Annotated in this window: 20 protein-coding genes; 9 read left to right on the top strand and 11 right to left on the bottom strand. The window is 48.6% G+C overall.

What is annotated here, in order from left to right; all coding sequences use genetic code 11:
• Positions 1 to 113 precede the first annotated feature (113 nt).
• Positions 114 to 1643 (bottom strand): SulP family inorganic anion transporter, encoded by a 1530-nt coding sequence (locus D8Y20_RS07645; protein ID WP_121542455.1) that lies wholly within the window; start codon positions 1641 to 1643, stop codon positions 114 to 116.
• Between the two features lie 134 nt (positions 1644 to 1777).
• On the opposite strand from D8Y20_RS07645, the gene D8Y20_RS07650 reads away from it, so the two are divergent.
• Genes D8Y20_RS07650 through D8Y20_RS07665 form a run of 4 tightly spaced genes read left to right on the top strand, consistent with a single transcriptional unit; the run spans position 1778 to position 5866 of the window.
• Complete coding sequence (locus D8Y20_RS07650; protein WP_121542456.1) at positions 1778 to 2542, top strand: uroporphyrinogen-III synthase; 765 nt, start codon at positions 1778 to 1780, stop codon at positions 2540 to 2542.
• Between the two features lie 12 nt (positions 2543 to 2554).
• Positions 2555 to 3553 (top strand): porphobilinogen synthase, encoded by a 999-nt coding sequence (gene hemB / locus D8Y20_RS07655; RefSeq protein ID WP_121542457.1) that lies wholly within the window; start codon positions 2555 to 2557, stop codon positions 3551 to 3553.
• 4 nt (positions 3554 to 3557) lie between these two features.
• The gene (locus D8Y20_RS07660; protein ID WP_121542458.1) at positions 3558 to 4721 is read left to right on the top strand and encodes a hypothetical protein; all 1164 of its coding nucleotides are present in this window, start codon (positions 3558 to 3560) and stop codon (positions 4719 to 4721) included.
• Entirely contained in the window at positions 4718 to 5866 is a 1149-nt protein-coding gene (locus D8Y20_RS07665) for a heme biosynthesis HemY N-terminal domain-containing protein (protein WP_121542459.1), read from the top strand. Before D8Y20_RS07660 ends, D8Y20_RS07665 begins: the two co-directional genes overlap by 4 nt.
• A gap of 1 nt (position 5867) precedes the next feature.
• On the opposite strand, the gene D8Y20_RS07670 is transcribed toward D8Y20_RS07665, so the two are convergent.
• From D8Y20_RS07670 to D8Y20_RS07705, 8 genes are all read right to left on the bottom strand, one after another.
• On the bottom strand, positions 5868 to 7472 hold the full coding sequence (locus tag D8Y20_RS07670; protein ID WP_121542460.1) for an NAD+ synthase: 1605 nt from the start codon (positions 7470 to 7472) through the stop codon (positions 5868 to 5870).
• Positions 7469 to 8497: a tRNA preQ1(34) S-adenosylmethionine ribosyltransferase-isomerase QueA gene (gene queA / locus D8Y20_RS07675; protein ID WP_121542461.1), complete on the bottom strand. Its 1029-nt coding sequence runs from the start codon at positions 8495 to 8497 to the stop codon at positions 7469 to 7471. The genes D8Y20_RS07670 and queA overlap by 4 nt, the downstream gene beginning before the upstream one ends.
• A 227-nt stretch (positions 8498 to 8724) precedes the next feature.
• Entirely contained in the window at positions 8725 to 10821 is a 2097-nt protein-coding gene (locus D8Y20_RS07680; protein ID WP_236075332.1) for an ATP-binding protein, read from the bottom strand.
• 176 nt (positions 10822 to 10997) lie between these two features.
• On the bottom strand, positions 10998 to 12083 hold the full coding sequence (locus D8Y20_RS07685; protein ID WP_121542462.1) for a chemotaxis protein CheB: 1086 nt from the start codon (positions 12081 to 12083) through the stop codon (positions 10998 to 11000).
• A gap of 51 nt (positions 12084 to 12134) precedes the next feature.
• Positions 12135 to 12536, bottom strand: coding sequence for a PleD family two-component system response regulator (locus D8Y20_RS07690; protein WP_121542463.1), 402 nt, complete (start codon positions 12534 to 12536; stop codon positions 12135 to 12137).
• A 29-nt stretch (positions 12537 to 12565) separates the two neighbouring features.
• Positions 12566 to 15862, bottom strand: coding sequence for a response regulator (locus D8Y20_RS07695; protein WP_121542464.1), 3297 nt, complete (start codon positions 15860 to 15862; stop codon positions 12566 to 12568).
• Between the two features lie 201 nt (positions 15863 to 16063).
• Positions 16064 to 16423: a VOC family protein gene (locus tag D8Y20_RS07700; RefSeq protein ID WP_121542465.1), complete on the bottom strand. Its 360-nt coding sequence runs from the start codon at positions 16421 to 16423 to the stop codon at positions 16064 to 16066.
• Positions 16420 to 17319 carry an ROK family protein gene (locus D8Y20_RS07705; protein ID WP_121542494.1) on the bottom strand — a complete coding sequence of 300 codons (900 nt, stop codon included), beginning with the start codon at positions 17317 to 17319 and terminating at the stop codon, positions 16420 to 16422. The genes D8Y20_RS07700 and D8Y20_RS07705 overlap by 4 nt, the downstream gene beginning before the upstream one ends.
• 85 nt (positions 17320 to 17404) lie before the next feature.
• Here D8Y20_RS07705 and folD point away from each other — a divergent pair, with 85 nt between their 5' ends.
• From folD to gcvPB, 5 genes are all read left to right on the top strand, one after another.
• On the top strand, positions 17405 to 18274 hold the full coding sequence (gene folD, locus D8Y20_RS07710) for a bifunctional methylenetetrahydrofolate dehydrogenase/methenyltetrahydrofolate cyclohydrolase FolD (protein WP_121542495.1): 870 nt from the start codon (positions 17405 to 17407) through the stop codon (positions 18272 to 18274).
• Positions 18275 to 19378, top strand: a complete 1104-nt coding sequence (gene gcvT / locus D8Y20_RS07715) for a glycine cleavage system aminomethyltransferase GcvT (RefSeq protein WP_121542466.1) — start codon at positions 18275 to 18277, stop codon at positions 19376 to 19378.
• Positions 19379 to 19403: 25 nt separating this feature from the next.
• Positions 19404 to 19781: a glycine cleavage system protein GcvH gene (gcvH, locus tag D8Y20_RS07720; protein WP_121542467.1), complete on the top strand. Its 378-nt coding sequence runs from the start codon at positions 19404 to 19406 to the stop codon at positions 19779 to 19781.
• A 192-nt stretch (positions 19782 to 19973) separates the two neighbouring features.
• The gene (gene gcvPA / locus D8Y20_RS07725; protein WP_121542468.1) at positions 19974 to 21350 is read left to right on the top strand and encodes an aminomethyl-transferring glycine dehydrogenase subunit GcvPA; all 1377 of its coding nucleotides are present in this window, start codon (positions 19974 to 19976) and stop codon (positions 21348 to 21350) included.
• A gap of 11 nt (positions 21351 to 21361) precedes the next feature.
• Positions 21362 to 22846, top strand: coding sequence for an aminomethyl-transferring glycine dehydrogenase subunit GcvPB (gene gcvPB / locus D8Y20_RS07730; RefSeq protein WP_121542496.1), 1485 nt, complete (start codon positions 21362 to 21364; stop codon positions 22844 to 22846).
• A gap of 4 nt (positions 22847 to 22850) precedes the next feature.
• On the opposite strand, the gene D8Y20_RS07735 is transcribed toward gcvPB, so the two are convergent.
• Together D8Y20_RS07735 and D8Y20_RS07740 are read right to left on the bottom strand one after the other, a co-directional pair.
• Entirely contained in the window at positions 22851 to 23987 is a 1137-nt protein-coding gene (locus D8Y20_RS07735; RefSeq protein ID WP_161957596.1) for an HD domain-containing phosphohydrolase, read from the bottom strand.
• Positions 23987 to 25213: a response regulator gene (locus D8Y20_RS07740; protein ID WP_121542470.1), complete on the bottom strand. Its 1227-nt coding sequence runs from the start codon at positions 25211 to 25213 to the stop codon at positions 23987 to 23989. The genes D8Y20_RS07735 and D8Y20_RS07740 overlap by 1 nt, the downstream gene beginning before the upstream one ends.
• Between the last annotated feature and the right edge of the window lie 26 nt (positions 25214 to 25239).

A 25239-nucleotide genomic window follows, 5' to 3' on the forward strand; every position in this document is an offset into this window, starting at 1 on the left:
ATGGTTGGTTGTCGTAGCGTTGTCTGTAACAGACTAGGTGTGTGCATATTGCTGGGTGGTTAATAAAAAAAGGGCGCTCAAGGCGCCCTTTTTTCATCCTGAGATGCGCTGTATTATGCCAGTTTATCGTCCGCAATGTGGTAGCGCGGGTCTTCTTTGATATTCACTTCAACCAGATCACCAGCAGTTGTAAGCAACTTGGTACATTCAGGGCTCAAGTGGATCAGATGCAGGTTCTTGCCGGCACTTTTGTAGCGTTCAGCCAGATTATCGATGGCTTCAATAGCGGAGTGATCTGCAATACGGGATAGAGCGCAATCGATATAGACCTCTTCAGGGTCGGAATCAGGATCGAACAGATTACCGAAATTATGTGCTGAGGCGAAAAAGAGCGGGCCATGCACTTTGTGGGTGCGTGAACCATCGGCATGGTCTTCTGTAGTGACATAGATATGGCGAGCCTGCTTCCATGCAAATACCAGTGCAGTTGCAATCACACCAACAATTACAGCAGTTGCCAGATCAGTAACAACAGTGACGGCTGCAACCAGCATTCCGACAAATGAATCTTCACGCGGCACTTTTTTGAGCAGGTTAAAACTGCCCCATTCAAACGTACCAATGACCACCATAAACATTAGCCCGACCAGTGCGGCAACGGGCACCAGAGCAATCAAATCAGATGCGAACATGATAAATATAAGTAGAAATAGTGAAGCTGCGATGCCGGAGAGATTACGCAGGCCACCGGATGATACGTTGATCATGGTTTGCCCGATCATGGCACAACCACCCATGCCACCGAAGAAACCGTTGATGGTGTTGGCCAGGCCTTGTCCGATGGATACGCGGTTGCCCTGTCCACGGCTATTGGTCATTTCATCCACAACGGTCATGGTCAGAAGCGATTCAATCAGACCAACGCCAGCGAGGATGGCTGCATATGGTAAAATGATATAGAGCGTTTCAAGCGTAAATGGTACGTCAGGGATATGAAACGATGGGAAACCACCACTGATATCAGCAATGTCACCAACAGACTTGGTATCCAGTCCGCCAAAAATAACGATCAGGCTGACGGTGATAATTGCAGCAAGCCCGGCAGGGATCGCGCGGGTAATCTTTGGCAGAAAATACATAATAGCCATTGTTAACGACACCAGACCAAGCATGGTGAATAGCGGGTTACCGCCTAACCAGTGCATGACGCCATCGGCACCTTCAACTTTAAAATGATCCATTTGGGCTAGAAAAATAACGATAGCCAGACCGTTTACGAAGCCGAGCATAACTGGATATGGAACCATGCGAATATATTTACCGAACTTGGCGGCACCAAACATCATTTGAAAAATACCGGTCAACACAATGGTGATAAAGAGATATTCAACACCATGTTGAGCAACCAGCGCAACCATGACAACAGCCATTGCACCTGTCGCGCCGGAAATCATGCCCGGGCGACCACCTACAATTGAGGTAACCAAACCCATCATAAAAGCGCCATACAAGCCTACCAGTGGGTTGACACCGGCGACAAAGGCAAAGGCAACCGCTTCCGGTACCAAAGCAAAAGCAACGGTCAGACCGGAAAGGATATCATCCTTGGTCTTGGCGGCGTGGTTATAGTAGAGCTCGAACATGGGGACTCCTAGTCTTTCTTGGGCGCGGCATGCTAGAGCAGGGGGTGTGTAGCGCAAGACGTTAAGCATCCCTGGAAACTTCTACCAGCTATTTGGCATAGAACTCGATCATCAGTTACTGCATCATTGCATGCATGAGCTCTCGACTTTTGGAACATAAACGGATTCTACTGACGCGGTCTGAAGAGCATCTGCAGGTACTTGATAAGATGCTTTGTGCAAGAGGTGCCGTGGCTGTGCATTTTCCATGTCTGCAGATTGAGGTGTTATCCGATGCTGTGATGCAAGCCGCTGCATCTATAACAGAAGTTAGTGATGTGGTATTCACGAGTGCTAATGGTGTGCACGCGCTAGCCAGTCAGGACTTGTCACTTGCCACCTTGCTGCAAGGCAGGCGGGTTGCAGCAGTGGGCAATAAAACTGCTGCGGCATTGCGGGATTTTGGTGTGCGTGCCGACATTATGCCGGAGCTTGAATCACAGGACGGTTTGATTGCAGCGTATGCACAGCGCGGGTTGCCGCGTTCACTGCTATTTGTACGCGCTGAAGAGGGACGCGATGCCTTAAGTGAAGCACTACGCAGGCAGGCTGTACCGGTGCAGATGGCACTGCTCTATCGAACTATCTGCCCACTGGATGATGCATCTGATATTATTCACAGCGTAGCGAGCAATCAAATTGATGCAGTGCTACTTGGCAGTCCTAAAACAGCCCTGCATTACATTGAGCGTCTTGGCTCTGTTGCGCTTGCAGATAAGCCGGTGGTCGTGGTGATCTCTGAATCTATGGCCATTGCTGTGCGCAATATGGGTCTGAGCGTGCAGGTTGTGGCCAAACACGCTAGTTTCGAGGCTATGCTCGATGCCTTAGCTGAGTGTTTTGAAAGCCATAAAATTTGATGGAGTTTTAATATGTCCCTACCTGATTTAGCCATTCGTTCACGTCGATTGCGTGGCAATGCCACCATACGTCGCATGGTGCGCGAAACGCATCTGTCGGTAGCAGACCTGATTTATCCTCTGTTCGTTGATGAGGCCATCAGTGAAGCGATTGAAGTGGTGAGTATGCCGGGTGTTAAGCGCATTCCACTCTCTGATGTTGGAAAGGAGGTTCAAGAAGTAGAAGCGTTGGGTATCCCCGGTGTCATTTTGTTTGGCATTCCGACGGAGAAGGATGCCATCGGTTCTTCCGGTTGGGATGATCATGGTATTGTGCAGGAGGCCATTCGTGCCGCCAAAACTGCTGCCCCTGATATGTGCGTGATTGCCGATACATGTTTTTGTGAATATACCGACCATGGTCACTGCGGTGTACTGTGCGGCGAAGAAGTAGATAACGATGCCACGCTGCTTAATCTGCAAAAAGAAGCGGTCTCTTACGCTAAAGCCGGTGTCGATATCGTTGCGCCATCAGGTATGATGGATGGTATGATTGGCGCGATTCGATCTGCTTTGGATGCGGCAGGGTTTTGCGAATTGCCGATTATGTCGTATGCGGTTAAATATGCGTCGGGTTATTTTGGGCCATTCCGTGATGCTGCGGATTCAGCCCCGAGTTTTGGTGATCGTGCCAGTTATCAGATGGATCCGGCCAACCGTCGGGAAGCCTTGAAAGAGGCTGAACAGGATGTGAAAGAGGGCGCTGACATGTTGATGGTGAAGCCTGCCCTGGCCTATATGGATATTATTCGCGAAGTGAAGGATGCGACACAGCTGCCGATGGCTGTGTATAATGTATCGGGTGAATATGCTATGGTGAAGGCGGCGGCAGCCAATGGTTGGATTGATGAGAAGCGTGTGGTGCTGGAGACGATGTTGAGTTTCAAACGTGCCGGAGCTGATTTGATCCTGACCTATCACGCGCTTGATGTGGCGCGTTGGTTGCAGGAAGATGAGCTGAATAGAGGTTGATCTGATGAGTGATAAGGTGGAGAACACGATCGATAAGAAAGCTGCTGCTGATGCATCGATTGAAGCTGTGATTGCTGAAAGCGCCGGTGCGGAGTCATCAGAAAAACAGAAGAAAACAAGCAAGGCAACAAGCAAGGCAACAAGCAAAAAAAGCTCAAATACGGGCGTATATATAGTTGCCTTTATTCTGCTTATCGCAGCTATTCTTGGTGGCTTAAAGCTGACCGGGCAGTTGCAACCACTGTATGCATCACTTATCTCAAGCGTAGCGACAGAGTCTGCAGATGTAGTGGAACCGGTTGAAAGGCTTGTGCCTCAGGCGGTTATTCCTCAGGCAGAAACGCTGAATACTTCAGCTCAATTAGAACATAGTCAGCCGATGACATCCGCTGTGTCATCTGACGTACCTTCTGATGTGCAAAATCAGCCTGCCGATGTAGCGCCGAATGAAATGGCAGCAGCGATCCCCGCTGTGTCGGATGCTGCGATAAATGAATTGTTGCTTAGCATCGATAGTTTGCGAAGCACATTGAGCCAGTTGGAAGAATCGCAACAAACATTACAGCAGCGTTTGCTTGAACAGCAGCGCATGAACAGACAGGTGCGTTTACGTTGGATTGCAGATTCAGATAGCCGTTTGGCTCAGATGCAACTGGCTTGGGAAGAGATTTCTTTACTGCCTGGATTGAATGAACAGCAGCGTCAGCAAGCTGTGGAGATGCATACATTGGCCCGAACCAATGTGCTGCGGTTGTATCAATGGCAAGGTAACTTAAAAAAATGGGCAGAGGTTTTATCAACACCAGTGCATGAAAATGTATTACCAACTCCTGAGCAACCCTGGCTGGCCTGGATTGTCGGCCAATTCCAGTTGCGCCATGCACCTTCGCAAGAGGCCAGAAGACTGTCTGATTTGCGTGGGCGTTTGCTTGATTCTGCTCGCCAGCTGACATTGCAAACATGGCCTGATCAAAGCGCATGGCAGCGTTTGCATGCCGAACTATTATTGCAGATTAAATCCATGCAGGCCGGTGATGCGAAAGTCGAAATTGGTTTGCCTGTTGATTTTGAAGGTATACAGACTGATATCAACACCTTACGAGAAACAGCCCGGCAATGGTCGAGTGATGTTGAACAGAGCAATGTGCAGCAAGGAGGTATGTTATGAGACTGGTACTGACTCTCCTTGTTGTTCTGGCAATCAGCATTGCACTGATTGTGTTCCCTGATATTGCCGATCAGGCACTGCGTGTCGAAGCTTTTGGCTGGGTGTTTGAAACACGACAAGGGGCATTTATTGTAGCCTTTCTATTGTTGTTGTTTGTGCTTTGGTTGATGCGCAGTTTGATTGCAGCGCTGTTTGCCGGCCCGGGTATGGCCTGGCGCTCACTGCGTATGGGCAGTCGTAAACGGCGTGAGAAAAACCTTAAAGAAGCGCTGGCGCAATGTTTGGATCAACGCGGTGACTCTGGTCTTAAAGCTTTTAAGCGCAGTCGTGGGGTATTGCCTGACTGGAGCGATGAGTTGCTACGCACGATGGTGACACCGGCGCATCGATTACCCACGCCTGCGGAGCAGCAGAATCTGGAACCGTTAAGCACTGTGTTGGCAGCACGGATCGCTACCGATCCACATGCTGAGCCGAAACTGGATCTGGATGTGCGTAAAGCGCACCTGGATGCATGGCTGGCGGCACATCCCGGCGCACCATTAGCTGTGAGCCGAAGGTCTGATTTGGCTGAAGAAGATGGCGAATGGTTGTATTGTACCGAACTACTTGAGGCTGAATTAAAACATGGGCAAAGGCCTGCTACGCAGGTGCATCCGCGTTTGGTGCATGCCTATCTTAAGCTAACCAAGCAGGAACCGAAAAATGCCACACTCTTTTTGAGAAAGGCATATCAGTTGCAGCCTGAAAATGAAGAAGTGTTGCTGGCTTATGGGCGTAGCCTGGTTGCTGGGGATGATGCGAAAACGGCACAGCGCTTGTGGTCGGGTCATCTGGAACGCATCAGCAGTGATGCTATTGCAGCAGCTTTGTTGGAGTTACTGCGTGGCGATGCCATGCACGCATATCGTAAGCTTGAAAATAAAAAAGCGAGTGCTATGAATCATGCCCAACGCTGGTTACGTGCTGAGTTGGCTCATGCCGCTCATCTTGATGGGCTCGCATTTGAACAGATGCAGGCGCTGGCCGATGAAACCGGTAGTAAATCCGCATGGCAGAGTCTTGGAGTGTGGTATCAGGCTGCGAAAAAATATGAACAGGCAGCGACCTGTTTGAGAGCAGCTTGTGAGGCGAAAGCTTCTTAAGCTATTCCCAAAAACCGTGGGTGATGGGGTAACGCCGATCGCGGCCAAAGGCGCGTTCTGTGATTTTCACACCGGGGGCAGCCTGGCGACGTTTATATTCGGCTAGTTGTAGTAGTCGTATAATGCGTTTTACTTCTGCCTTGTCATAACCACGTGCGGCAATGGCATCTACACTTAAACGTTCTTCGATATTGGCACTGAGAATCGCATCGAGCACATCATAATCGGGCAAAGAATCGGAATCTTTCTGATCCGGGCGCAATTCGGCTGATGGTGGTTTGTTGATGGTGTTGGCAGGAATGATCTCCTCAACGCGGTTAATCCAGCGGCACAGAGCAAACACATCTGTTTTGTACACATCTTTGAGTACAGCAAAGCCACCAACCATGTCGCCATACAAGGTGGCATATCCGACTGCCATCTCTGATTTATTACCCGTGGTGAGCACCATGCGTCCTGTCTTGTTGGATATGGCCATAAGTAATACGCCACGCATGCGGGCCTGAATATTTTCCTCGGTGATATCGGGTGCTGATTTCCCCCAGGCGGCAAAGGAGTTTGCCAGCGTGGCTTCTACCGAAGTAACACTATCAGCGATAGGCAAGGTGATGGATGCTATGCCAAGGGTAGTGACCAGCGCTTCTGCATCTGCAATAGAGTGATCACTGGAATAGCGGGATGGCAGCAATACACCGAGTACATTGTCTGCACCCAGTGCTTCTACCGCAATCACCGCCGTTAAGGCTGAATCAATGCCGCCGGATAGACCAATCACTACCTGTTTACAGCCATTACGCAGTACGTAATCGGCGACACCCATGACCAATGCTTGGTAAATTTGCTGCATGGGGTCTGGCAATGGAGTGATATCACTGGTACCAACCGCCCCAAGATCGATGATTTTCTGGCATGGCTCAAACAGTGGCGCGCGCATGAGTAAATTACCCAACGCATCCACCACATGAGAGCCGCCATCAAAGACAATCTCATCCTGGCCGCCAACAGGATTCACATAAATCACCGGAGCAGAAAATGCTTGGGCCCGGCGTTGCACCAGAGCTTCGCGATCTGCTTGTTTACCAATGTGGAAGGGAGAGGCGTTCAGATTAAGCCAGACATCACATGCAATATCGGCCTGTTTGGAGGCGAGTTCATCACTCCATAGATCTTCACATACGCCGATACCAATATGCCAACTATTCACCTTAAAGCTGCATGTTTCACCATTTCCAGGCTCAAAATATCTACGTTCGTCAAACACACCATAATTGGGCAGACATTGTTTATCATAGATGCCGATGATCTTGCCATGTTGGGCTAGAAATACGCTATTTCTCAGATGGTTACCATCTTGACGCGGGGCACCGAAAACTACGCAGCTATTATGACTGGCGCTGACCACTGCATGGATCGCTTGCACTACAAGGTCCATGAAAGCCGGGCGTTGTAGTAGATCTTCGGGTGGATAACCGGTGATGACTAATTCTGGTAGTACGAGCAGGTCACAAAGCCCAGCTTCTGCCTTGGCCATGGCCTCATGTATCAGTTTTACATTGCCGTTAAGATCACCAACTCGTGGTGCGATTTGTGCCAGTAATATCTTCATGCGCTTTCTAATCGAGGTACAAACATGGCATCTCCGTAGGAGTAGAAACGGTAATCATGCGCTTTGGCATGTTCATAGGCAGCCAGTACACGATCCTGACCTGCCAGTGCTGCAACCAGCATAATGAGGGTTGATTTGGGCAGGTGAAAGTTGGTTAATAAGGCGTCCACCATCTGGAAATGGTACCCCGGATATATGAAGATGGAAGTTCTGGCAGCACCTGCCTGCAGTGTGCCGTGTTGGCTGGCGGCTTCCAATGTTCTCAGGCTGGTGGTGCCGACAGCTACAATGCGCTTGCCGTCTGCTTTGGCCTGGTTGATTGTTTTAGCTGTTTCTGCGGGCACGATGTATGCCTCTTCGTGCATGATATGTTCGCTCAGGCTATCGACCTGTACCGGTTGAAAGGTACCGGGGCCAACATGCAGCGTGAGATGTACAAATTCGGCACCTGCTTGCTGCATTGCAGCCATTAATGCTGTGGTCAGGTGTAGTCCGGCAGTTGGCGCAGCAACAGCACCGGAGTGACGTGCAAAAACGGTTTGATAACGCGCTTTATCCTCTTCAGTGTCAGGGCGATTGATATATGGCGGAAGCGGCATATGGCCATGTGTTTCAATAGCTGTGCCTACATCATCAGCGAATAACTGTACTTCAATCTGTTTGCCATCACGGCGCAAGACTTTGGCTGAAAAATTATCACTGAAGTGAATGATGGTATCGGGTTTCAATGGTTTATTGCACTTGCCCCAGGCGATCCAACAGTTGTCATCCCCTGTTGGCTCAAGAAGTAAGACTTCCACTTTTCCGCCGCTGGGCTTTGTGCCGGTTAATCGGGCAGGAATAACCTTCGTATCATTTAATACCCAGACATCACCGGGCTGAACAAGCGCCGCTAAATCGCTAATGCGCGCATCTGTGCAGCCACTATCGGAAAGACAAAGCAGGCGTGAAGCATCGCGTTGCTTTAACGGTTGCTTGGCTATCAGGTGTTCGGGTAATTCAAAATTAAAATCGCTGACTTGCATGGTTGCGCAGCCTATCGTGAGGCATAGTACACAGTCCATGTTGTATTGACGGATTCAGCGGATAGAAGAAGACCTTAGCTGTTAGGCATGCGACCGCAGGACTAGCAGTAGCTCATTCAAGGAAGCACAACAACGTAGATTATGCCTTCTCTATTCGCCCTTGGGGCATTCTGAATGCACCAATACAACATGGACTGTTTACTCAGCCAATGGGTACTTTGTTTTGTTTAGCCTTGTTTAGAGGTGGAATGCATGACCTCATAGAGCGTGGTTTTTAGCGTTTTGGCTTTAAATGGTTTTTGCAAAAACGCATCAGGGCGATCGCCTGCGATGAGAGAACCGGCTTCAACCTCTGAATAGCCGGAAACCAGTATAATCGGTACGTTACTATCAATTTCACGCATACCCGCCATGGCTTCGACACCCCCGAGCACAGGCATGGTCATATCGAGGAGTACTGCTGCCAGATTAGTATGATGTTTGGCGAATACTTCCAAGCCTTCTTTGCCATCATCGGCGGTCATCACCGTAAAGTGCAAGCTTTCTATGAAAGCTTTGCCTACTTGGCGTACCCGCATATCGTCATCGACAATGAGCACTTTACCATCTCCTTGCCAGGCATCGACTTCGACAGTGCTGATCATGGTCGCTTTAAACTCTTGATCAGTAGATGGCAGATAGACACGGAACGCCGTGCCTCTACCCTCTGAACTATGCACCTGAATGGCACCATGGTGACCGCGCACAATACCAAGTACGGCAGATAGGCCCAGACCACTACCGGTTTCTTTGGTGGTAAAGAAAGGGTCAAAAATCTTTGAAATCATCTCAAGACTCATACCGCGACCAGTATCAGAGACTTCGATAATGACGTATTGGCCGGGTTTCAGGCATGAGCCATTATACAGTTTATCCAGCATTTGGCGGTCTATGTTGCGGGCACCAGTAGATACTTTGATTTCACCCGACTTGGGGCCAATGGCATCGGCAGAATTAACGATGAAGTTAAGGATCAGTTGTTGAATTTGGGCCATGTCGCCTTCAATGCCGGGCAGTGTTTTGGCCAGTTTTATTTTAAGTGCAATATGACTACTTACCGAGGCTCGAATAAGCTTACCAGTCGATTTTACCATCTCGTTAAGATCAAGAATATCGAGTTCATAACTACCTTTTCCGGCATATGCGAGCATCTGTTTACATAACTCCGCAGCGTGATCGCAGGCGTCGCTGATATTATCGATATGGGTAGTTGCTTCTGCTTCTTTATCCAGACTACTGCGAGCCAATTCTGCATTGCCGGAAATCGCTGCCAGCAGGTTGTTAAAATCGTGGGCTATGCCGCCAGCCAGCACGCCAAGCGATTCCAGCCGTTGCGCATGTTCGAGCCGATCACTGTGATCGTTGGATGATAGGGGCTGATTGCTTGTGTGTTGGCGTGAATCTTCAGCGGTAACTAGAAAGGCGGGCTCACCATCATAAATAACCGGGCTGGATTGAATCCTCGCAACGATAGTCTGGCCGTCTTTGCGAATGATTGTTTCATCAACCACTGGGGCGGGGCGGGCATGTTTGATCATGTTGGCAATGCGCTCTTTTACCTTTTCCAGATCATCATCTTGAACATAATCGTAAATGGATGTGCCAATGATCTCCTCAGTACCACTAGCGCCGAACAAGTCGGCAGCAATCGGATTGCAATAGACCCAACGGTCATTGCAATGCACAGCTAAGGCATGTGGCAGGCTATCGAGCAGGGTGCGGTGACTCATTTTATTGTTTAGTAATGCATGTTCTTTATGTTTGAGACGTGAAGTGGTGTCCAGGATGCGATGTAGACTATTTTCTTCGCGCAATTCGCGCCAAGTAATGGTGTAAGCGGCGATCAGGCTGAAAGCAACATAAGCCAGGCTAATATAGGCTGCTTTTTGCCAAATGAGATCACCAATGGTGGCGCTTAAAATTGCGATAATCAGCGCATAAATTACAGTCCATATCAGACCAATTCGGGAGCCTGCACTTAAGCAGGCGATAAATGGGAAGCCAAAGCTCCAGATGAAACCAATACCACTAAAACCACCCTGTAAAAACAGCAGAGAAAATAGGGTGGCGGCATGGATGATGAAGAGGTTTTGTTGCACAAAAAGCATTTCTACTTTTCTGGTCCAGAGATAGAGAGAGGCAAGTGAAGCGACCATGAGCAGTTCGATTTGACCCAAACCATTGAAGCCCTGACTAAAATTAATGATGCTAAACATCAGCACAAATGGAATGGCAACCAGCAGAGAGAGCTGTAATGGATTCATATGAAGAATAGTCTTTTTCATGGCAGTAAAAGCACCCTCAAATTTCTAAAATAGGCTTCTCAACTAACACATATTATAGCATAAAGACTGTGTTTGTAAGTTTTTTAAGATGTGTGATTGCTGCCACTTGCACATGCCGGGCCGCTGTATTGCGGATGTTGCACTAAGCGTTTTTTGTTTTACTCTTTATTTTAAAGCTATTTGCATAGAGTGATTAAGTGATCTCCGAGCGCGTTGAGCGCCACCTCTTCTTCGGCTGCGCCTATTTTTACAGCTGCACCGGGCATGCCCCATACGACGGAGCTGGCTTTATCTTGTGCTACAGTTCGGGCATTGGACTGGCGCATTTTTTTCAGACCGGAGGCGCCATCTTCCCCCATGCCGGTCATCAATGCGCCAATTGCTTTTGAGCCTGCATGTTTGGCAACCGAATTGAAGAGCATATCTACCGATGGACAATGGCTATTCATGGGATCCTTACCCCCAACATGACAAATATAACCCTGACCATTGCGCTCGATGGTGAAATGTTCATCGCCGGCACCGACATAAATAAAACCCTTGCAGATTTCCATGCCTTCTTCAGCAGATACCACATGCATCGGTGAAGCTTGATCCAGCCTATCAATAAATGATGCAGAAAAAGTTGTGGGAATATGCTGCACAAGCACGACTGCCCCCGTATCTGCAGGGAATTTAGCAATGACGTGACGGAGTGCTTCTGTGCCGCCTGTTGAGGCTCCAAGCGCAATCAATTTATCTTGCGTGGGATGGTGTCTCTCTGCTGTCGCCATATTTTTTTTGCTGCTTGTCAGGCGGGGGGGGGCAGGCTGTTCTACGGCAGTGAGAGTCTTTACTGCAGGGCCATGTTTCTGCGTGAACTGTTGCGAAATACGTTTAATTCGCTGAGTTAGCTTGTCGAAAAAAGCTGCCTGCTGGACCGTAGTTTCAAGCGGCGGTTTGATCATCACTGTGGCAATGCAGGAGCTGATTGCATTCAAGTAGGTACTGGACTTGGGCAATGTTTCACTGGCTACAATCACCATAGCCAGTGATTTCTCTTCCGTCATTTGTATTAAAAAGTGAGTGATGGCATCGCTGTTTTGATTAACCCCTAATACCAATACATCAGGTTTACGAATTTTTACCTGCATACGCGCCTGCATTACATCAGAGGCGATACCGTTCACGTTAATGCCGACTTGTTTGTTGAGCGCATGAACCATGGCCAGGCGTGCTTTCGGATCGCCTTCCACTACAACGACGTTTAATTTTGAGGTCATAGATTCACCAGATTTAACAGCTTGTTGGGATTTGGGTAGGGAAGACAGGAGTCATGTGAGATCAAATTCCATGACGCAGCTTAGCTTGTTGCGCAACTCAGGGAATTGAATGGGCTTGGTGACAAAGTCAGAAGCCATCACCGCGATAGCACAATCCATGGCTGCCTTCCCTTCCAAAGCTGTGATCATAAATATCGGCAGCTCCTCACCTCCGGGCAATGTGCGAATGACTTCGCAAGCGGCAAAGCCATCCATTACCGGCATATCACCATCTAGCATGATCATTGCCGGATGCTGTTGTTCAAATATTTTCACTGCCTGTTCACCATCGTCAACAGTGATGACTACATAACCATTGGCTTGAAAAAATTGAGTCAGCATAACACAAAACATTGGGTCATCATCGGCAACCAATACCGTTGCCCCTTTCTCTATCAAATTCATATCATTCATTATAGCACCTTTTTCTGTTTTTTAGCTTACTAGCGGATGTCGGATAACCAGTTGGCGGTGAGAGCTTCCTGCACCTCTTCTGCAGCTTGTTTGAATTCCTTGAATACACTCGCGGCGGCTTCGATATCGTTGTTTTGGCCAAGTTGTTCAAGCTGAAAACATAGTTCGCCCAATGTCGCGGCTGCAATGGAGCGGCTGGCACCTTTTAATCGGTGTCCATTACGGCGCAGTGTATCGCCATCAGCAGCAGCAATAGCGGCTTCAATAGCTTCGATCTGTTTGGGCAACTCGGATAAATAGGTGTCGATAATCATGCCTATACCAAAGCCCATATCCGTTCGTAGTTGTCGCAGTACAGCTTCATCTACGACGGCTAGCGCAGGCTCCTGGCGATGTTTTTCTTCCTCGATGGTTGCGCTGCTGGCTTGGGAGGTCGCTTGTGTTTGTAATGGCAACCATTCGGCCATCGTTTCTTTTAGTGCTTTGCCGGTGAGTGGTTTAGTCAAGTGGGCATTCATGCCTGCATCCCGGGTGCGCTGCATATCCGCATCGAGTGCATGTGCTGTAAGTGCGATAATGGGAATCTGTTGTGCGTTTTCACTGAACTGTTCCAGTTCTCGGATTTCGCGGGTGGCAGCAATGCCATCCAAATCTGGCATCTGCACGTCCATCAAAATCAAATCATAGTCATGTTCGGCATACAGGGTCAGTGCTTCCAGGCCATTGTGTGCCACATCTACATTGGCAAAGCCTTGGTTCTTCAACATGCCCACGGCCACTTGCTCATTCACGGCATTATCTTCAGCCAGCAGGATGCGTTCATCGCGCTGAATAACACCAATCTCTGTATCAGCACGAATGATTCGCTTTCTGACTCCCATCACATCGAGCACTGTTTCACACAGCGAATGCACATAAATCGGCTTACGCATAAAACCATTCAGGCCATATTTTTGGCGCAAGGCATCATCAAACGTAAAATCCAGTGATGTGGTCATGATAACTTTCAAGTCGGAAAGTTCAGGTGTCTCCTTAATCACACGTGCCAGCATCATGCCATCCATACCTTGCATTTGATGATCTATAAATATCATATCATAGGCAGTAGATTGGCTTGTCATCTCTAGTAAGCGTTGTTTGGCATCTTCTCCGCTGCTACACACATCGCAACTCGCGCCCCAACCGGCTAACAGGCCATGCAATATGTTGCGATTGGTCGCATTGTCATCGACCACCAAGGCCCGCCACTGTGAAAATTCAGCATTATATTGATGGGGCCCTGCTGCAATCGGAGTGGACTTTTTCAGCGTGAGATCGAAATAAAAGCATGAGCCTTTGCCGATCTCACTTTTCACCGCAATGTCACCACCCATCATGGATACCAATCGCTTCACAATAGCCAGTCCCAAACCTGTGCCGCCATGTTTACGTGTATCGGTACCATCGGCCTGGGTGAATTCTTCAAACAAACGGGCTTGATCTTTAACAGAAATGCCTCTACCTGTATCGGCAACCTGAAAGCGCACAATAACCTGTAAATCGCTTTCCGACAGCATATCGACAGCAATCAAAATCTCACCCTGTTGGGTAAACTTAATGGCATTAGATACCAAATTTAACATCACTTGATGTAAGCGATCTGAATCGCCTATTACTACATTTTTTACGACAGGGATGCCTCTGGCAATCAATTCCAGAGTGCTTTCATCCTGGTTAACCTGAGAGGAAAACAGCTGTACAACATCCTCAATCACGTGGTTGGGATTAAACTCGATTGCTTTCGTCTCCATCTGGCCTGCTTCAATTTTGGAGAAATCGAGAATGTCGTTCAAAATCGTTAATAGTGCCTTGCCGCTCGACTGTATCACTTCCATGCGTTTGCGCTGGGCCGGATACATTTTTGAGGAAAGTACCAGCTCAGTTAATCCTAATACTCCATTTAACGGTGTACGGATCTCATGGCTCATGGTGGCCAGAAACTGACTTTTGGCTACAGCAGCCTGTTCGGCATTGATCAAAGCCTTTTCCAGTTGAGTATTCTGGCTTTCCAGTTCTTCTGCTAATCTGCCTAACTCTGCAGTGCGGTTATTTACTTTCACTTCCAGTGCAACGTTGAGGGCTTCTGTTTTTTGACGCGATTCTCTTAAATGCGTTACCATCTGTTGCAGAGCATGGCTTAATAAACCAATTTCATCTTTGCCTGTGTTCGGCATAGGCACGTCTTTTTCGCCTTCACTGATTTTGACTGCAACATCGATCATCTTACGCACAGGGCGGGTTAAATAGCGCGCCCAATAATATGTGACTACGCCTAGAAAAATGGCCAGCAATAGGGTCAGCCATAGCATTCTGTCGCGTAAGGCAAGTGATTGTTGGCGTAACTGATGCAGTGTGAATGTACCTCCTATATGCAAAAAACGATTAGGGTGGCTCTGATCAAGGAGTACTTTGCCGAGCATTAATATACTCCCCGAATCATCGAACAGATATTGATCAATACTGTTCGATGCATGCTTGTTGTTTTGTAAAAGTGCACCTTCGATATGAAAGTCCTGCTGCAAAGTGGCCTGCCGCCCGAGTTCAAAAGCCATGTTTTTGTGTGCATCAGGATGTACGATGTAATCACCATGCGCATTGGCAATAAAATAGTGTTGCTGATCATCGCTGTGCTCGATATGAGCCAGAAAAGATTGCGCCAGTAGGTTGAAATCAACATTGATTAGCAAAATGGCATAGATTGCACCATTATCATCAAATAGCGCTGTTGAAACGCGCAACATTGGTTGCGGCGGCAGGGTAATGACACCATGTTCCCGATTTAGGGTGATATCGGAAAAACGAAACTCTCCCGGTTTGAGTTTGATGGATGCCTGGAAATAATCCCGCTTATTTTTTTTCATTAACTTACTGTTGGGAATGACTGTAATACCGTGTGCCAAACGAGCTACCCGCGCTAGCTCATGTCCATCGTTGGCCACGCCAATTAAACGTACCTGAGAATACATTTTGTGTTGCACCAGCAGATTGGAAAAAAGCATTTCCAAATGCCTGATATCTGTCTGAATAGGAAGACCTTTGGCGAACTTTTGGGTCAGTGATTGCACGGGCTCAGATTGGGATAAAAAGGCCACATCTGATCTTACCACCTCTGCATTGGAACTTAATAAATCGCATTCTTCTTGTACCTGCATGGATAAGCTATGAATGGCTTCTTGCTGCAATAACTGATCAGATTCGAGATAGGCCATCATAGCTACGCCAAGCACACCAAACAGGGTGATAATAAATGACATTGATGCAAACTTTACTGGTAATGATAATTGCATACCGACTATCCACCCCGATTCCCTGAATTAAAAGTTCAATAACCATTGATTTGAGCAATATCTATGCCATAGATAAACTGGCTCCAATCATGGTTGTTGTTGAGAGGGAAAGTTACTGGTCTTGAGAAAATGGGGTAGCTACAGTAAATATTAACGGTGTTCGCAGATGGTCAGGATGCCTATGGAAAAATCTTCAAGTATTTATGTGGTTAATTCGATGGTGTTACCATCTGGATCACGACAAAACAGTGCGTTCCGACCGGATTTACTCATGGTATATGGTACATCCATCGCATCAAGCTTGCTGGCGATCAATTTGATATCATCAGTTTGCATGGCGACATGATTGTCACGTCCTCCATGTAGAGGTTTAGGGCAATTTTCATAAGGATTATCGAGCAGCATAAGGTGAATCTGCTGGCCACCGTCAAGGCCATACCATAGGCCATCAAAAGCAAGTGCAGCAGGGCGCGCAAGGCGTTGTAGATCGAACACCTGTTCGTAAAAGCGGGCAGCTCTGTTGAGGTCGCTTACCAATAGTGCAATATGTACAATTTTCATGTTTTCTCCCATAACCAGGCTGCACCATACACGCCGGATGAATCACCGTGCTCTGGCGGCAGCAGTGTAGTGCGCACGTCATCTGAAAAAATATATGGCAACCATAGCTCTGGAACGCGTCTGTACAGAGCATCGATATTGGATAGACCACCGCCCAGTACGATCACATCAGGATCAACTATATTAATCACAGTCGCCAGTGCCATGGCTACTCTTTGAAAATAGCGTTCCAGTGTCTCTGTGCAATCTATGTCTCCGGATGCTGCGGCATGTGCAATGGCTTCGGCACTAAGGAAGTCACCAGTATCACGTTGGTGGCAGGCAGCCATGGCAGGCCCTGAGAGCCAGCTTTCAATGCAGCCATGTCTGCCGCAATAACAGGCAGGCCCGGGGAAATCTGTGGCGGTCGAAAGCGGCAATGGATTGTGTCCCCATTCGCCAGCAATATGATTGGCTCCATCGATGATTTGACCGTTAATCACCAAGCCTCCACCCACACCGGTGCCTAAAATAACACCGAAAACAACCCGCGCTCCCTGTGCTGCTCCGTGTATGGTTTCAGAGAGCGCAAAGCAGTTGGCATCATTACTCAGGCGGATTTTTCGCTGTAATGCCCGCTCAAGATCCTGTTGTAGCGGTTGACTATTCAAGCAGGTGGAGTTGCAGTTCTTCATGCGTCCTGTGCTGAGTGAAACGGCACCGGGTGTGCCGATACCAATGCTGCACTCAGCCTGCAAACTGGACGTTGCCTCACTCACCATTGCAACAATCAAGGCGATGGTTGCTTTATAGTCGCCAGCCGGTGTTGGGCGACGTATGCGCATGTGTTCGCGGTCATGATGATCGAGTGCAATTAACTCGATTTTGCTGCCACCCAGATCAATGCCAATGCGCATGTCGCTTTTCATTTTGTGCGTATCTCCGTGAGCATGCAGCTTATGATTGTCTGAACAGGCCGATACTGCAACAATGCGCAGTCATATGACTACTTTAAATGCACAGATACTAGATGGTAAAGCCCTGGCTGCTCGCATGCGGCAGGAAATAGCGCTTGATGCTGACGCGCAGAGTCGCAAACACGGACGCAAACCCGGACTGGCGGTTATTCTGGTTGGCTCCGACCCTGCTTCAGAGGTCTATGTTCGCGCCAAAAAAACAGGTTGTGAAAAAGCAGGCATTGCCTCTTATTCGCATGAGTTGCCTGCCGATACTACGCAGCAACATCTGCTTGGCCTGATTACTGAACTGAATCAGGATCCGAAAGTAGATGGTATTCTGGTGCAGTTGCCTGTGCCTGCGCACATTAATCCCGAGACGATCATTGAAGCGATTGACCCGAGTAAGGATGTGGATGGTTTTCACCCTTATAATCTTGGGCGGTTGGCTGCGCGTCAGCCGGCACTGCGCTCGTGCACACCGTATGGCTGCATGAAGTTGATCGAAGAAACGGGCATTGATTTGCATGGTAAAGAGTGTGTGATTGTTGGTGCATCGAATATTGTCGGTCGTCCGATGGCGTTGGAATTATTGTTGGCCGGAGCTACGGTGACGGTGACGCATAAGTTTACCCGCGATTTGCAGAGTCATGTCGAACGCGCGGATGTGTTGGTGGCGGCAGCCGGGAAACAGGGCCTGATTAAAGGCGAATGGATTAAACCCGGTGCTATCGTTGTGGATGTTGGTATCCATCGTTTGGAAGATGGCACGTTAACCGGAGACGTGGCTTTTGAAGATGCCAGTAAGCGTGCAGGCTGGATTACCCCGGTTCCCGGTGGTGTGGGCCCGATGACGATTACCATGTTGCTAGCTAATACTGTGCAAGCATTTAAAGCACACCTGGGAGAAGGATAGATGCCTACATTAGAAGCAACCCTGGCTAAAACAGCACTATTTGCTGCGCATGTTGGCCTGGGCGGAAAGATGGTGCCGTTTGCAGGCTTTGAGATGCCTGTACAATATAAAATGGGCGCATTAAAAGAGTATACAGCTGTGCGTGAAGGTGGGGCTGGTATCTTTGATATCGCTCACATGGGCCAGGTGCGAGTGAGTGGAGATGAGGCGCTGGAGTTTTTGCAATACCTCACCACCAATGATGTCTCGAAGCTGGTGGAAGGTCAGGTGCAATATTCAGCCCTGTTGAATGAAACAGGCACATTTATTGATGATATCACCACCTATAAACTAGGCGACAACGCATACTATCTCTGTATCAATGCCGCCAATCGCCACAAGGATGTCGCGCATTTGCAAACAGAGGCGGCTAACTTTGATGTGGTGGTGGTGGATGAATCGGATGACACCACATTATTGGCTCTACAAGGGGCAACTGCACAGGCGGCACTGCAACCACTATTGGATATCGATCTTGAGTCGATTGGTTATTACAAGTTTGCTGAAGTTTCCATCAATGGTTGTGATGGCATCATCTCACGTACCGGTTACACCGGTGAAGATGGTTTTGAAATCTATATCCCCAATGCTATCGCTGTAGATGTGTGGGATGCATTGCTTGCCAATGGAGCCGTTCCGATTGGTCTGGCTGCGCGTGATATGTTGCGTACAGAGATGGGCTACGCACTCTATGGCCATGAAATTTCTGATGCTGTGACACCTGTAGAAGCGAAATTGATGTGGATTACCAAGCTTGAGAAAGGTTATTTTATCGGTAAGGAAGCGGTTGAAGCACGCAAAGAGAGCGGGCCACAACAGCGATTGATTGCGATTAAATTGACCGGTCGCGGTATTCCGCGCGAGCATTATCCGGTCAGTGTGGATGGTGTCTTGAGTGGAGAAATCACTTCCGGCATGTTCAGCCCTATGGCTGGTGGTGTTGCATTAGCGTATGTAAAACCTGAACACGCTGAAGCAGGTGAAGTGAGCGTAGAGATTCGTGGTAAACAGGTGGCAGCCGAACGCACCGTTCTACCTTTTGTACGCAGCAACGTAAGACGATAATTCTAGTAGAAAAGGGAGAGGGACGATGACAATTTCTGCGAATGTAAAATATACCAAAGATCATGAATGGGTCAGAATGGATGGCGATATCGCCACCTTTGGCATTACCGATCATGCCCAGGAAGCGTTGGGTGATATTGTGTTTGTCGAGCTGCCGGAAGTTGGTCGTGAGGTAGAGGCCGGTGAGGCCTATGCCGTGGTAGAATCTGTAAAAGCTGTTTCTGATGTCTATGCGCCTGTGGCCGGTGAAGTGATTGAAGTGAATGAAGAGCTGGAAGGCGAACCGGAGAAGGTCAATACCGATGCGTTTGGTGCCGGCTGGATTGCTAAAGTGAAAGTTATCGGTGATGGACCTGTCGAGTTGATGACAGATGATGAGTACAACACATTTTTAGAAGAGTAAATCTTTATACCGCAGAGTACGCAAAGGAACGCAAAGTAGATCAAAATCTTTATAGGGAATTCAAGAATAAGGTTGCCGCTTTCTTTATTGGGAAGCTGAGCCTGCCCAAGGCGCTTTTCTTGTTTGCTCTTATGGTTTTACTTCGCGTAACTTTGCGTCCTTTGCGGTAAAATTATTGCAGAGGACATAACCATGCGGTTTCTTCCCCATACCGATACTGATCGCTCAGCCATGCTTGAGTCGATCGGTGTATCAGGCATTGCTGACCTGTTTTCAGATATCCCGGATGTATTTCATCTGGAGCGAGGTCAGCTGGATATTGCTGAAGCGCTTTCAGAAGCAGGCATTGTGCGTAAATTTACCAAGGCTTCTGAAAAGAATCGTAATGCGACCAACACCCGTTATTTTCTGGGTGGCGGCACCTATCACCATTTTGTGCCAGCCGTTGTTGATTATGTGATTTCACGTGGTGAGTTTCTCACCGCCTATACACCGTATCAGCCTGAAATTGCTCAGGGTACATTACAGGCTTTGTTCGAGTTTCAAACCATGATTGCGCGTTTGACCGGCATGGATGTATCCAATGCTTCGATGTATGAGGCTGCCACAGCAACTGCAGAAGCAGCCTTGATGGCGCGCCGTGTGAGTCGCAAAAAAAGGGTAGTGATGGCCGGATCTGTGAATCCGCGTTACCGTAGTGTTACAGCCAATTACCTGTCGCGTTTAGATGGTGAATATGAAGAAGTCGATATGGGCTGCTTCGGCACTGATCTGGACAAGGTGATTGCTGCGATCGATGCGCAAACAGCCTGTGTGATTGTGCAATATCCTGATTTTTATGGTTCCGTTTATGATCTGGCACCTCTGCGTGAAGCGTGTGATGCCAATCAATGTTTGATGGTTGTGGCGTTTTCTGATGTCAGTGCATTTGCCCTGATTGAGTCTCCCGGTGCGATGGGAGCGGATATTGCCGTCGGTTCCGGCCAGTCACTGGGTATTCCGATGGCTTTTGGGGGGCCGCATCTGGGGCTATTCACCTGCAAACAAAAATATCTGCGTCAGATGCCCGGGCGTGTGTGTGGTCTGACCAAAGATGCTGATGGCAAGCGAGGTTTTGTGTTAACGCTATCGACCCGTGAACAGCATATCCGTCGCGAAAAAGCGACATCGAATATCTGTACCAACCAAGGCTTGATGTGTACTGCAGCTGCCACTTATATGACGCTGATGGGAGATGCAGGTTTATCCACGGTAGCGCGTCATTCTGCTGCTGCATTGCAATTGCTGGTATCGCAATTGCCCGATCATGTCACGGCGCTTGAAGGCGCACATTACAACGAAACCGTACTTAGTTTTGTCGATCATCAGGCACGCCAGCGTTTCATGGCTGCTGCACAGGCCGATGATATATTTGCCGGTATCCCGCTTGAACGGTTTGATGTCGGACAGGCTGATCTTGGAGAGGCTGGCCCGAGTGCTGAGAACAGGCATCTGCTTGTCGCCACCACAGAGATGATTGAAGAGGCGGATATCCACGATTATCTGCGTGTGCTGGAGGTGAGCCTGTGAGCGTTTCAGACATGAACGATACGGCCTTTAAATATTCAGCGACCAATGGCATTCAGCATGAGGAAGCCTTGTTGTTTGAACATGCACATGATGCTGCCGAATCTATTCATTTGCCCGGAGTAAAGGGTGATATGCCGAATGCACTGGCTGTTTTTGCACGCCAAAATCCTGCCGGCATTCCAGGTCTGTCCGAGCCTGAAACAGTACGTCATTTTGTGCGCTTGTCGCAGTGGAATCACGGTATTGAAACAGGATTTTATCCACTTGGCTCCTGCACCATGAAATATAACCCGCGTGTCAACGAGCAGGTGGCACGGTTGCCCGGATTGGCGCACATTCATCCGGATCAGCCGGAAGAGACAGTGCAGGGCGCACTGGAACTATTGTATGAAGTGCAGCAATGGTTGGGTGAGGTTTCCGGTTTTCCGCATGTCACGCTGCAACCTGCGGCTGGGGCACATGGTGAACTGACTGGACTGATGATGATTCGTGCCTGCCTCGATGCGCGTGGTGAGACTGAGCGCAGAACTGTACTGGTGCCTGATTCAGCTCACGGCACTAATCCTGCTTCAGCAGCCTTGTGTGGCATGCATACGGTCGAATTGAAATCCGGCCCTGATGGCCGCATTGATCTGGATGTCCTGAAAGCGCATTTAAATGACGGCACGGCTGCCTTGATGATGACCAATCCGAATACTGCTGGTGCTTTTGAATCAGACGTCAAAGAGATCTGTCAGCTTGTGCATGATGCTGGTGGTTTGGTTTACGGGGATGGAGCCAATTTGAATGCGCTTGTTGGTGTAGCGCGCCCTGGCGACATGGGCATCGATTGCTTGCATATCAATGTGCATAAAACTTTTGCTACACCACATGGTGGCGGTGGCCCGGGAGCCGGTCCTGTTGCTGTGAATGAGACGCTGGCGCCATATATGCCGGTACCGCGTATTGTGAAAGATGCTGATGCGTATGCTTTGCAGGGTAATGTGGGGACATCGGTCGGTTCGGTATTGGGTAGCATCGGTCAATCCGGTGTGTATATGCGTGCGAATGCCTATATCTCCGCGTTCGGGCGTGAACACCTGCATAAAATTGCACAAGACGCAGTGCTCAATGCCAACTATATTCTGCATCGTTTGAAGGATGCTTATCACGTACCCTTTGACGGTGTGTGCAAACACGAATGCTTGCTAACTGATGAGATTCAGAACAGACACGGCGTTAAAACACTCGATATTGCCAAGCAGCTGATTGATCTGGGTTTCCATCCGATGACGGTCTATTTCCCGCTAATTGTACACGGGGCGATGCTGATTGAGCCAACCGAAACGGAATCACGTGAAACACTGGATAATTTTTGTGATGCGATGCTGGAAATTGCAGCGCAATGCGAAGCCGGTGATACGGATGCCCTGCATGAAGCGCCTGTGAAACCGTTTCGCCGCAGGTTGGATGAAACACAGGCGGCAAGAAAGCCCGTATTGGTCTGGCCCGCGTAAGCCGCTAAGGAATACGCATGCGACAGGGTTCGATGATGTGCGTGGTTTTTGCAAAACTGCGCAGGCGTTCAAGCATGGGCAGATTTACTTCCTGACCTTTGGCGATGAGCAGCATGTGATTGACCGTAAGAATATCTTCATCGGCAATCATGCCAACGGTTAAATCTTTCATGTAAATGGGCCTGATTTCCATGCTTCGGTCCACTTTACTAAGTGATTCCATGCATTGAAGTAGTCGTGGATAATAGACACCGCGCCGATTCGACATGCTCTGAATGGCTTTAGGCAGGCTCATGCCCGTGTTGATCAGACGATCAAAATCAAGGGCTACTTTAAGCATGCAGCCGCCAAGTGTGGATGGATCTGCCAAAATGGATTCTTCTGTCAGGGTATAATCACTGAAATTAGACTGCTGTCTGCGCACCATTTCAGCGACCTCCTCAAGCCTGGGGATATGGTCCAGCATGGATGCAGAAACAGTCGGATGCGCATCAAATAATGTTTGCTCGTTGCTGGATAAGGGTTGATTGGCAAGGATTTTAGATGTGGTTTCAGGAGGCAGGGTGACGTACCCAAGCTCGCATAGCATAGCAGCCAGTTCATAACGCCATTTTCCTGGCAGGTTAAGTGTTTCCACCATGTGTTTAATATATGATTTGATACGTGATGTGCTACTGAAGGCGACAGGGTTCACCAGAGATAGAATCTGGCTCATCACCTTAATACTGCCAGACAGGGTTTTCTCAAGCAGCTCTTTTTCCGCAGTAATCAGATGGTATTGATCGATGCTAGCATGCAGTGATAACGCCAGTTGTTCGGGTGCGCATGGTTTGGCAAGAAAACGAAAAATATTTCCCTCATTAACGGCGTTAATGGCATTTGTCGCATTGGCAAAGCCTGTCAGCATGATGCGTACACTGTTGGGCGATATCTTCTTCACTTCGCTTAAAAATTCGACGCCATTCATGCCCGGCATGGAGAAATCAGATACCACCACCGCAAAGTTATGATGGTCGGCAATAAGTTTCAGCGCCTCCTCAGGTCCCTGTGCTGTATGTAGGTCAAACTGTTTACGTAGCTGACGTTTATAGGCTTGAAGAATATTGATATCGTCATCAACAAAGAGAATCTTTTCGCTCATTAGCTCTTCTCCATAAGCTCTTTCAGACATGTCTGCCAATCCGGAATATGATCGATTAAAGCATGATGGTTGAGATAGGCTTCATCGAGGCTGTCTGGGTGACCACGCCGTTCGAGATCGGGGTCAGCAGTCAGGACATTGGCGATATGTACGGCGGTAAGTGGCAGATGATCATCCAGTAGCGTGCACTCAGCCGGAGTGTGATGGTAGTGAACTATTTCAACGACATGTTCGGGCAAACCCCACAGGCCAAGCAGATAGGCCCCGATTTCCGCATGTGATGCCCCGATTTCGCGCTGTTCGATGCTCCATGTGGGCTCTGATGAAAGTTTTGCCTGTTCTATGATGGCGGTATATTTTTTTGGCATATTCACGGCCAGAATGAGACGACCAAGATCATGCATCATGCCGCCTATATAGGCATCCAGACAACAGGATGGATTGCCGCCTTCTTTTTTGGCAATCGCTCGTGCCAAGGTGGCGACCAGCATACAGTGTTCAGAGATTTCTCCGACTACCCGCTCAATAGCTGGATGTGAAACAAAGGTTTGCACATGTAACATGATAAACTGCACCATATTCACACCAAGCAGTGCGGCAGCCTGAGCGGGAGTATCAATATTGCGGTTGAAACCGAAGAAGGGGGAGTTGACCAGCTGCAACAGTTTTGCGGTCATGCCGATGTCCTGGCCGATAATGTCGCCAACCCGCTGCATGGATGAGTCAGGGCGTTCCAGTTCCTTTTCAATTTGTAAATATATCGTTGGCGGTGATGGCAGTGTGTTCATCTGCATGATGATGTCGCGTAAGGTTTCATTCTCGAGCAGATAACGCAGCGCAATCACGCGTTCGATGGTTTTCTTCAGCGTGACTGCATCACAGGGTTTGGATAGTAGTTGATGCGCAGGGCAGGCCGTACCAATAAATGACTCAAGGTCACACTGGCCCGAAAGTAGAATGCGTATCACGTGGGGGTATTCGCCGGATACTTCGCTGAGCAGCTGCGCCCCATCCATCATGGGCATGCGCATGTCACTTACCAGTACATCAATCTCCTGCTCATCCATTATTTGCAGCGCTTGCTGGGCAGAAGATGCAAAGCTGGCATCCCACTCATCACGCATCGATCGTACGATGCGTTTAAGGCCAGTGAGCACATTCTCTTCATCATCAACAAACAGGATGTGTTTTTTCTCAGCGATGGATGAATGGGTATGTTCGTTCATGATAGCAGCTCCAGCATCAAATTCTT

It is taken from the genome of Mariprofundus sp. EBB-1 (genome assembly GCF_003665155.1).
Lineage (GTDB): Bacteria > Pseudomonadota > Zetaproteobacteria > Mariprofundales > Mariprofundaceae > Mariprofundus.

Bases quoted from the DNA above. Each gene is read 5' to 3' on its own strand.
- D8Y20_RS07735 (WP_161957596.1), bottom strand. From the start codon at position 23,987: ATGAGCGAAAAGATTCTCTTTGTTGATGACGATATCAATATTCTTCAA.
- hemB (WP_121542457.1), top strand. From the start codon at position 2,555: ATGTCCCTACCTGATTTAGCCATTCGTTCACGTCGATTGCGTGGCAAT.
- gcvH (WP_121542467.1), top strand. From the start codon at position 19,404: ATGACAATTTCTGCGAATGTAAAATATACCAAAGATCATGAATGGGTC.
- D8Y20_RS07690 (WP_121542463.1), bottom strand. From the start codon at position 12,536: ATGAATGATATGAATTTGATAGAGAAAGGGGCAACGGTATTGGTTGCC.
- D8Y20_RS07705 (WP_121542494.1), bottom strand. From the start codon at position 17,319: ATGCGCATTGGCATTGATCTGGGTGGCAGCAAAATCGAGTTAATTGCA.
- gcvPB (WP_121542496.1), top strand. From the start codon at position 21,362: ATGAACGATACGGCCTTTAAATATTCAGCGACCAATGGCATTCAGCAT.
- D8Y20_RS07700 (WP_121542465.1), bottom strand. From the start codon at position 16,423: ATGAAAATTGTACATATTGCACTATTGGTAAGCGACCTCAACAGAGCT.
- D8Y20_RS07645 (WP_121542455.1), bottom strand. From the start codon at position 1,643: ATGTTCGAGCTCTACTATAACCACGCCGCCAAGACCAAGGATGATATC.
- D8Y20_RS07680 (WP_236075332.1), bottom strand. From the start codon at position 10,821: ATGAAAAAGACTATTCTTCATATGAATCCATTACAGCTCTCTCTGCTG.
- D8Y20_RS07665 (WP_121542459.1), top strand. From the start codon at position 4,718: ATGAGACTGGTACTGACTCTCCTTGTTGTTCTGGCAATCAGCATTGCA.
- D8Y20_RS07670 (WP_121542460.1), bottom strand. From the start codon at position 7,472: ATGAAGATATTACTGGCACAAATCGCACCACGAGTTGGTGATCTTAAC.
- D8Y20_RS07740 (WP_121542470.1), bottom strand. From the start codon at position 25,213: ATGAACGAACATACCCATTCATCCATCGCTGAGAAAAAACACATCCTG.
- folD (WP_121542495.1), top strand. From the start codon at position 17,405: ATGACTACTTTAAATGCACAGATACTAGATGGTAAAGCCCTGGCTGCT.
- queA (WP_121542461.1), bottom strand. From the start codon at position 8,497: ATGCAAGTCAGCGATTTTAATTTTGAATTACCCGAACACCTGATAGCC.
- D8Y20_RS07695 (WP_121542464.1), bottom strand. From the start codon at position 15,862: ATGCAATTATCATTACCAGTAAAGTTTGCATCAATGTCATTTATTATC.
- gcvPA (WP_121542468.1), top strand. From the start codon at position 19,974: ATGCGGTTTCTTCCCCATACCGATACTGATCGCTCAGCCATGCTTGAG.
- D8Y20_RS07685 (WP_121542462.1), bottom strand. From the start codon at position 12,083: ATGACCTCAAAATTAAACGTCGTTGTAGTGGAAGGCGATCCGAAAGCA.
- D8Y20_RS07650 (WP_121542456.1), top strand. From the start codon at position 1,778: ATGAGCTCTCGACTTTTGGAACATAAACGGATTCTACTGACGCGGTCT.
- gcvT (WP_121542466.1), top strand. From the start codon at position 18,275: ATGCCTACATTAGAAGCAACCCTGGCTAAAACAGCACTATTTGCTGCG.
- D8Y20_RS07660 (WP_121542458.1), top strand. From the start codon at position 3,558: ATGAGTGATAAGGTGGAGAACACGATCGATAAGAAAGCTGCTGCTGAT.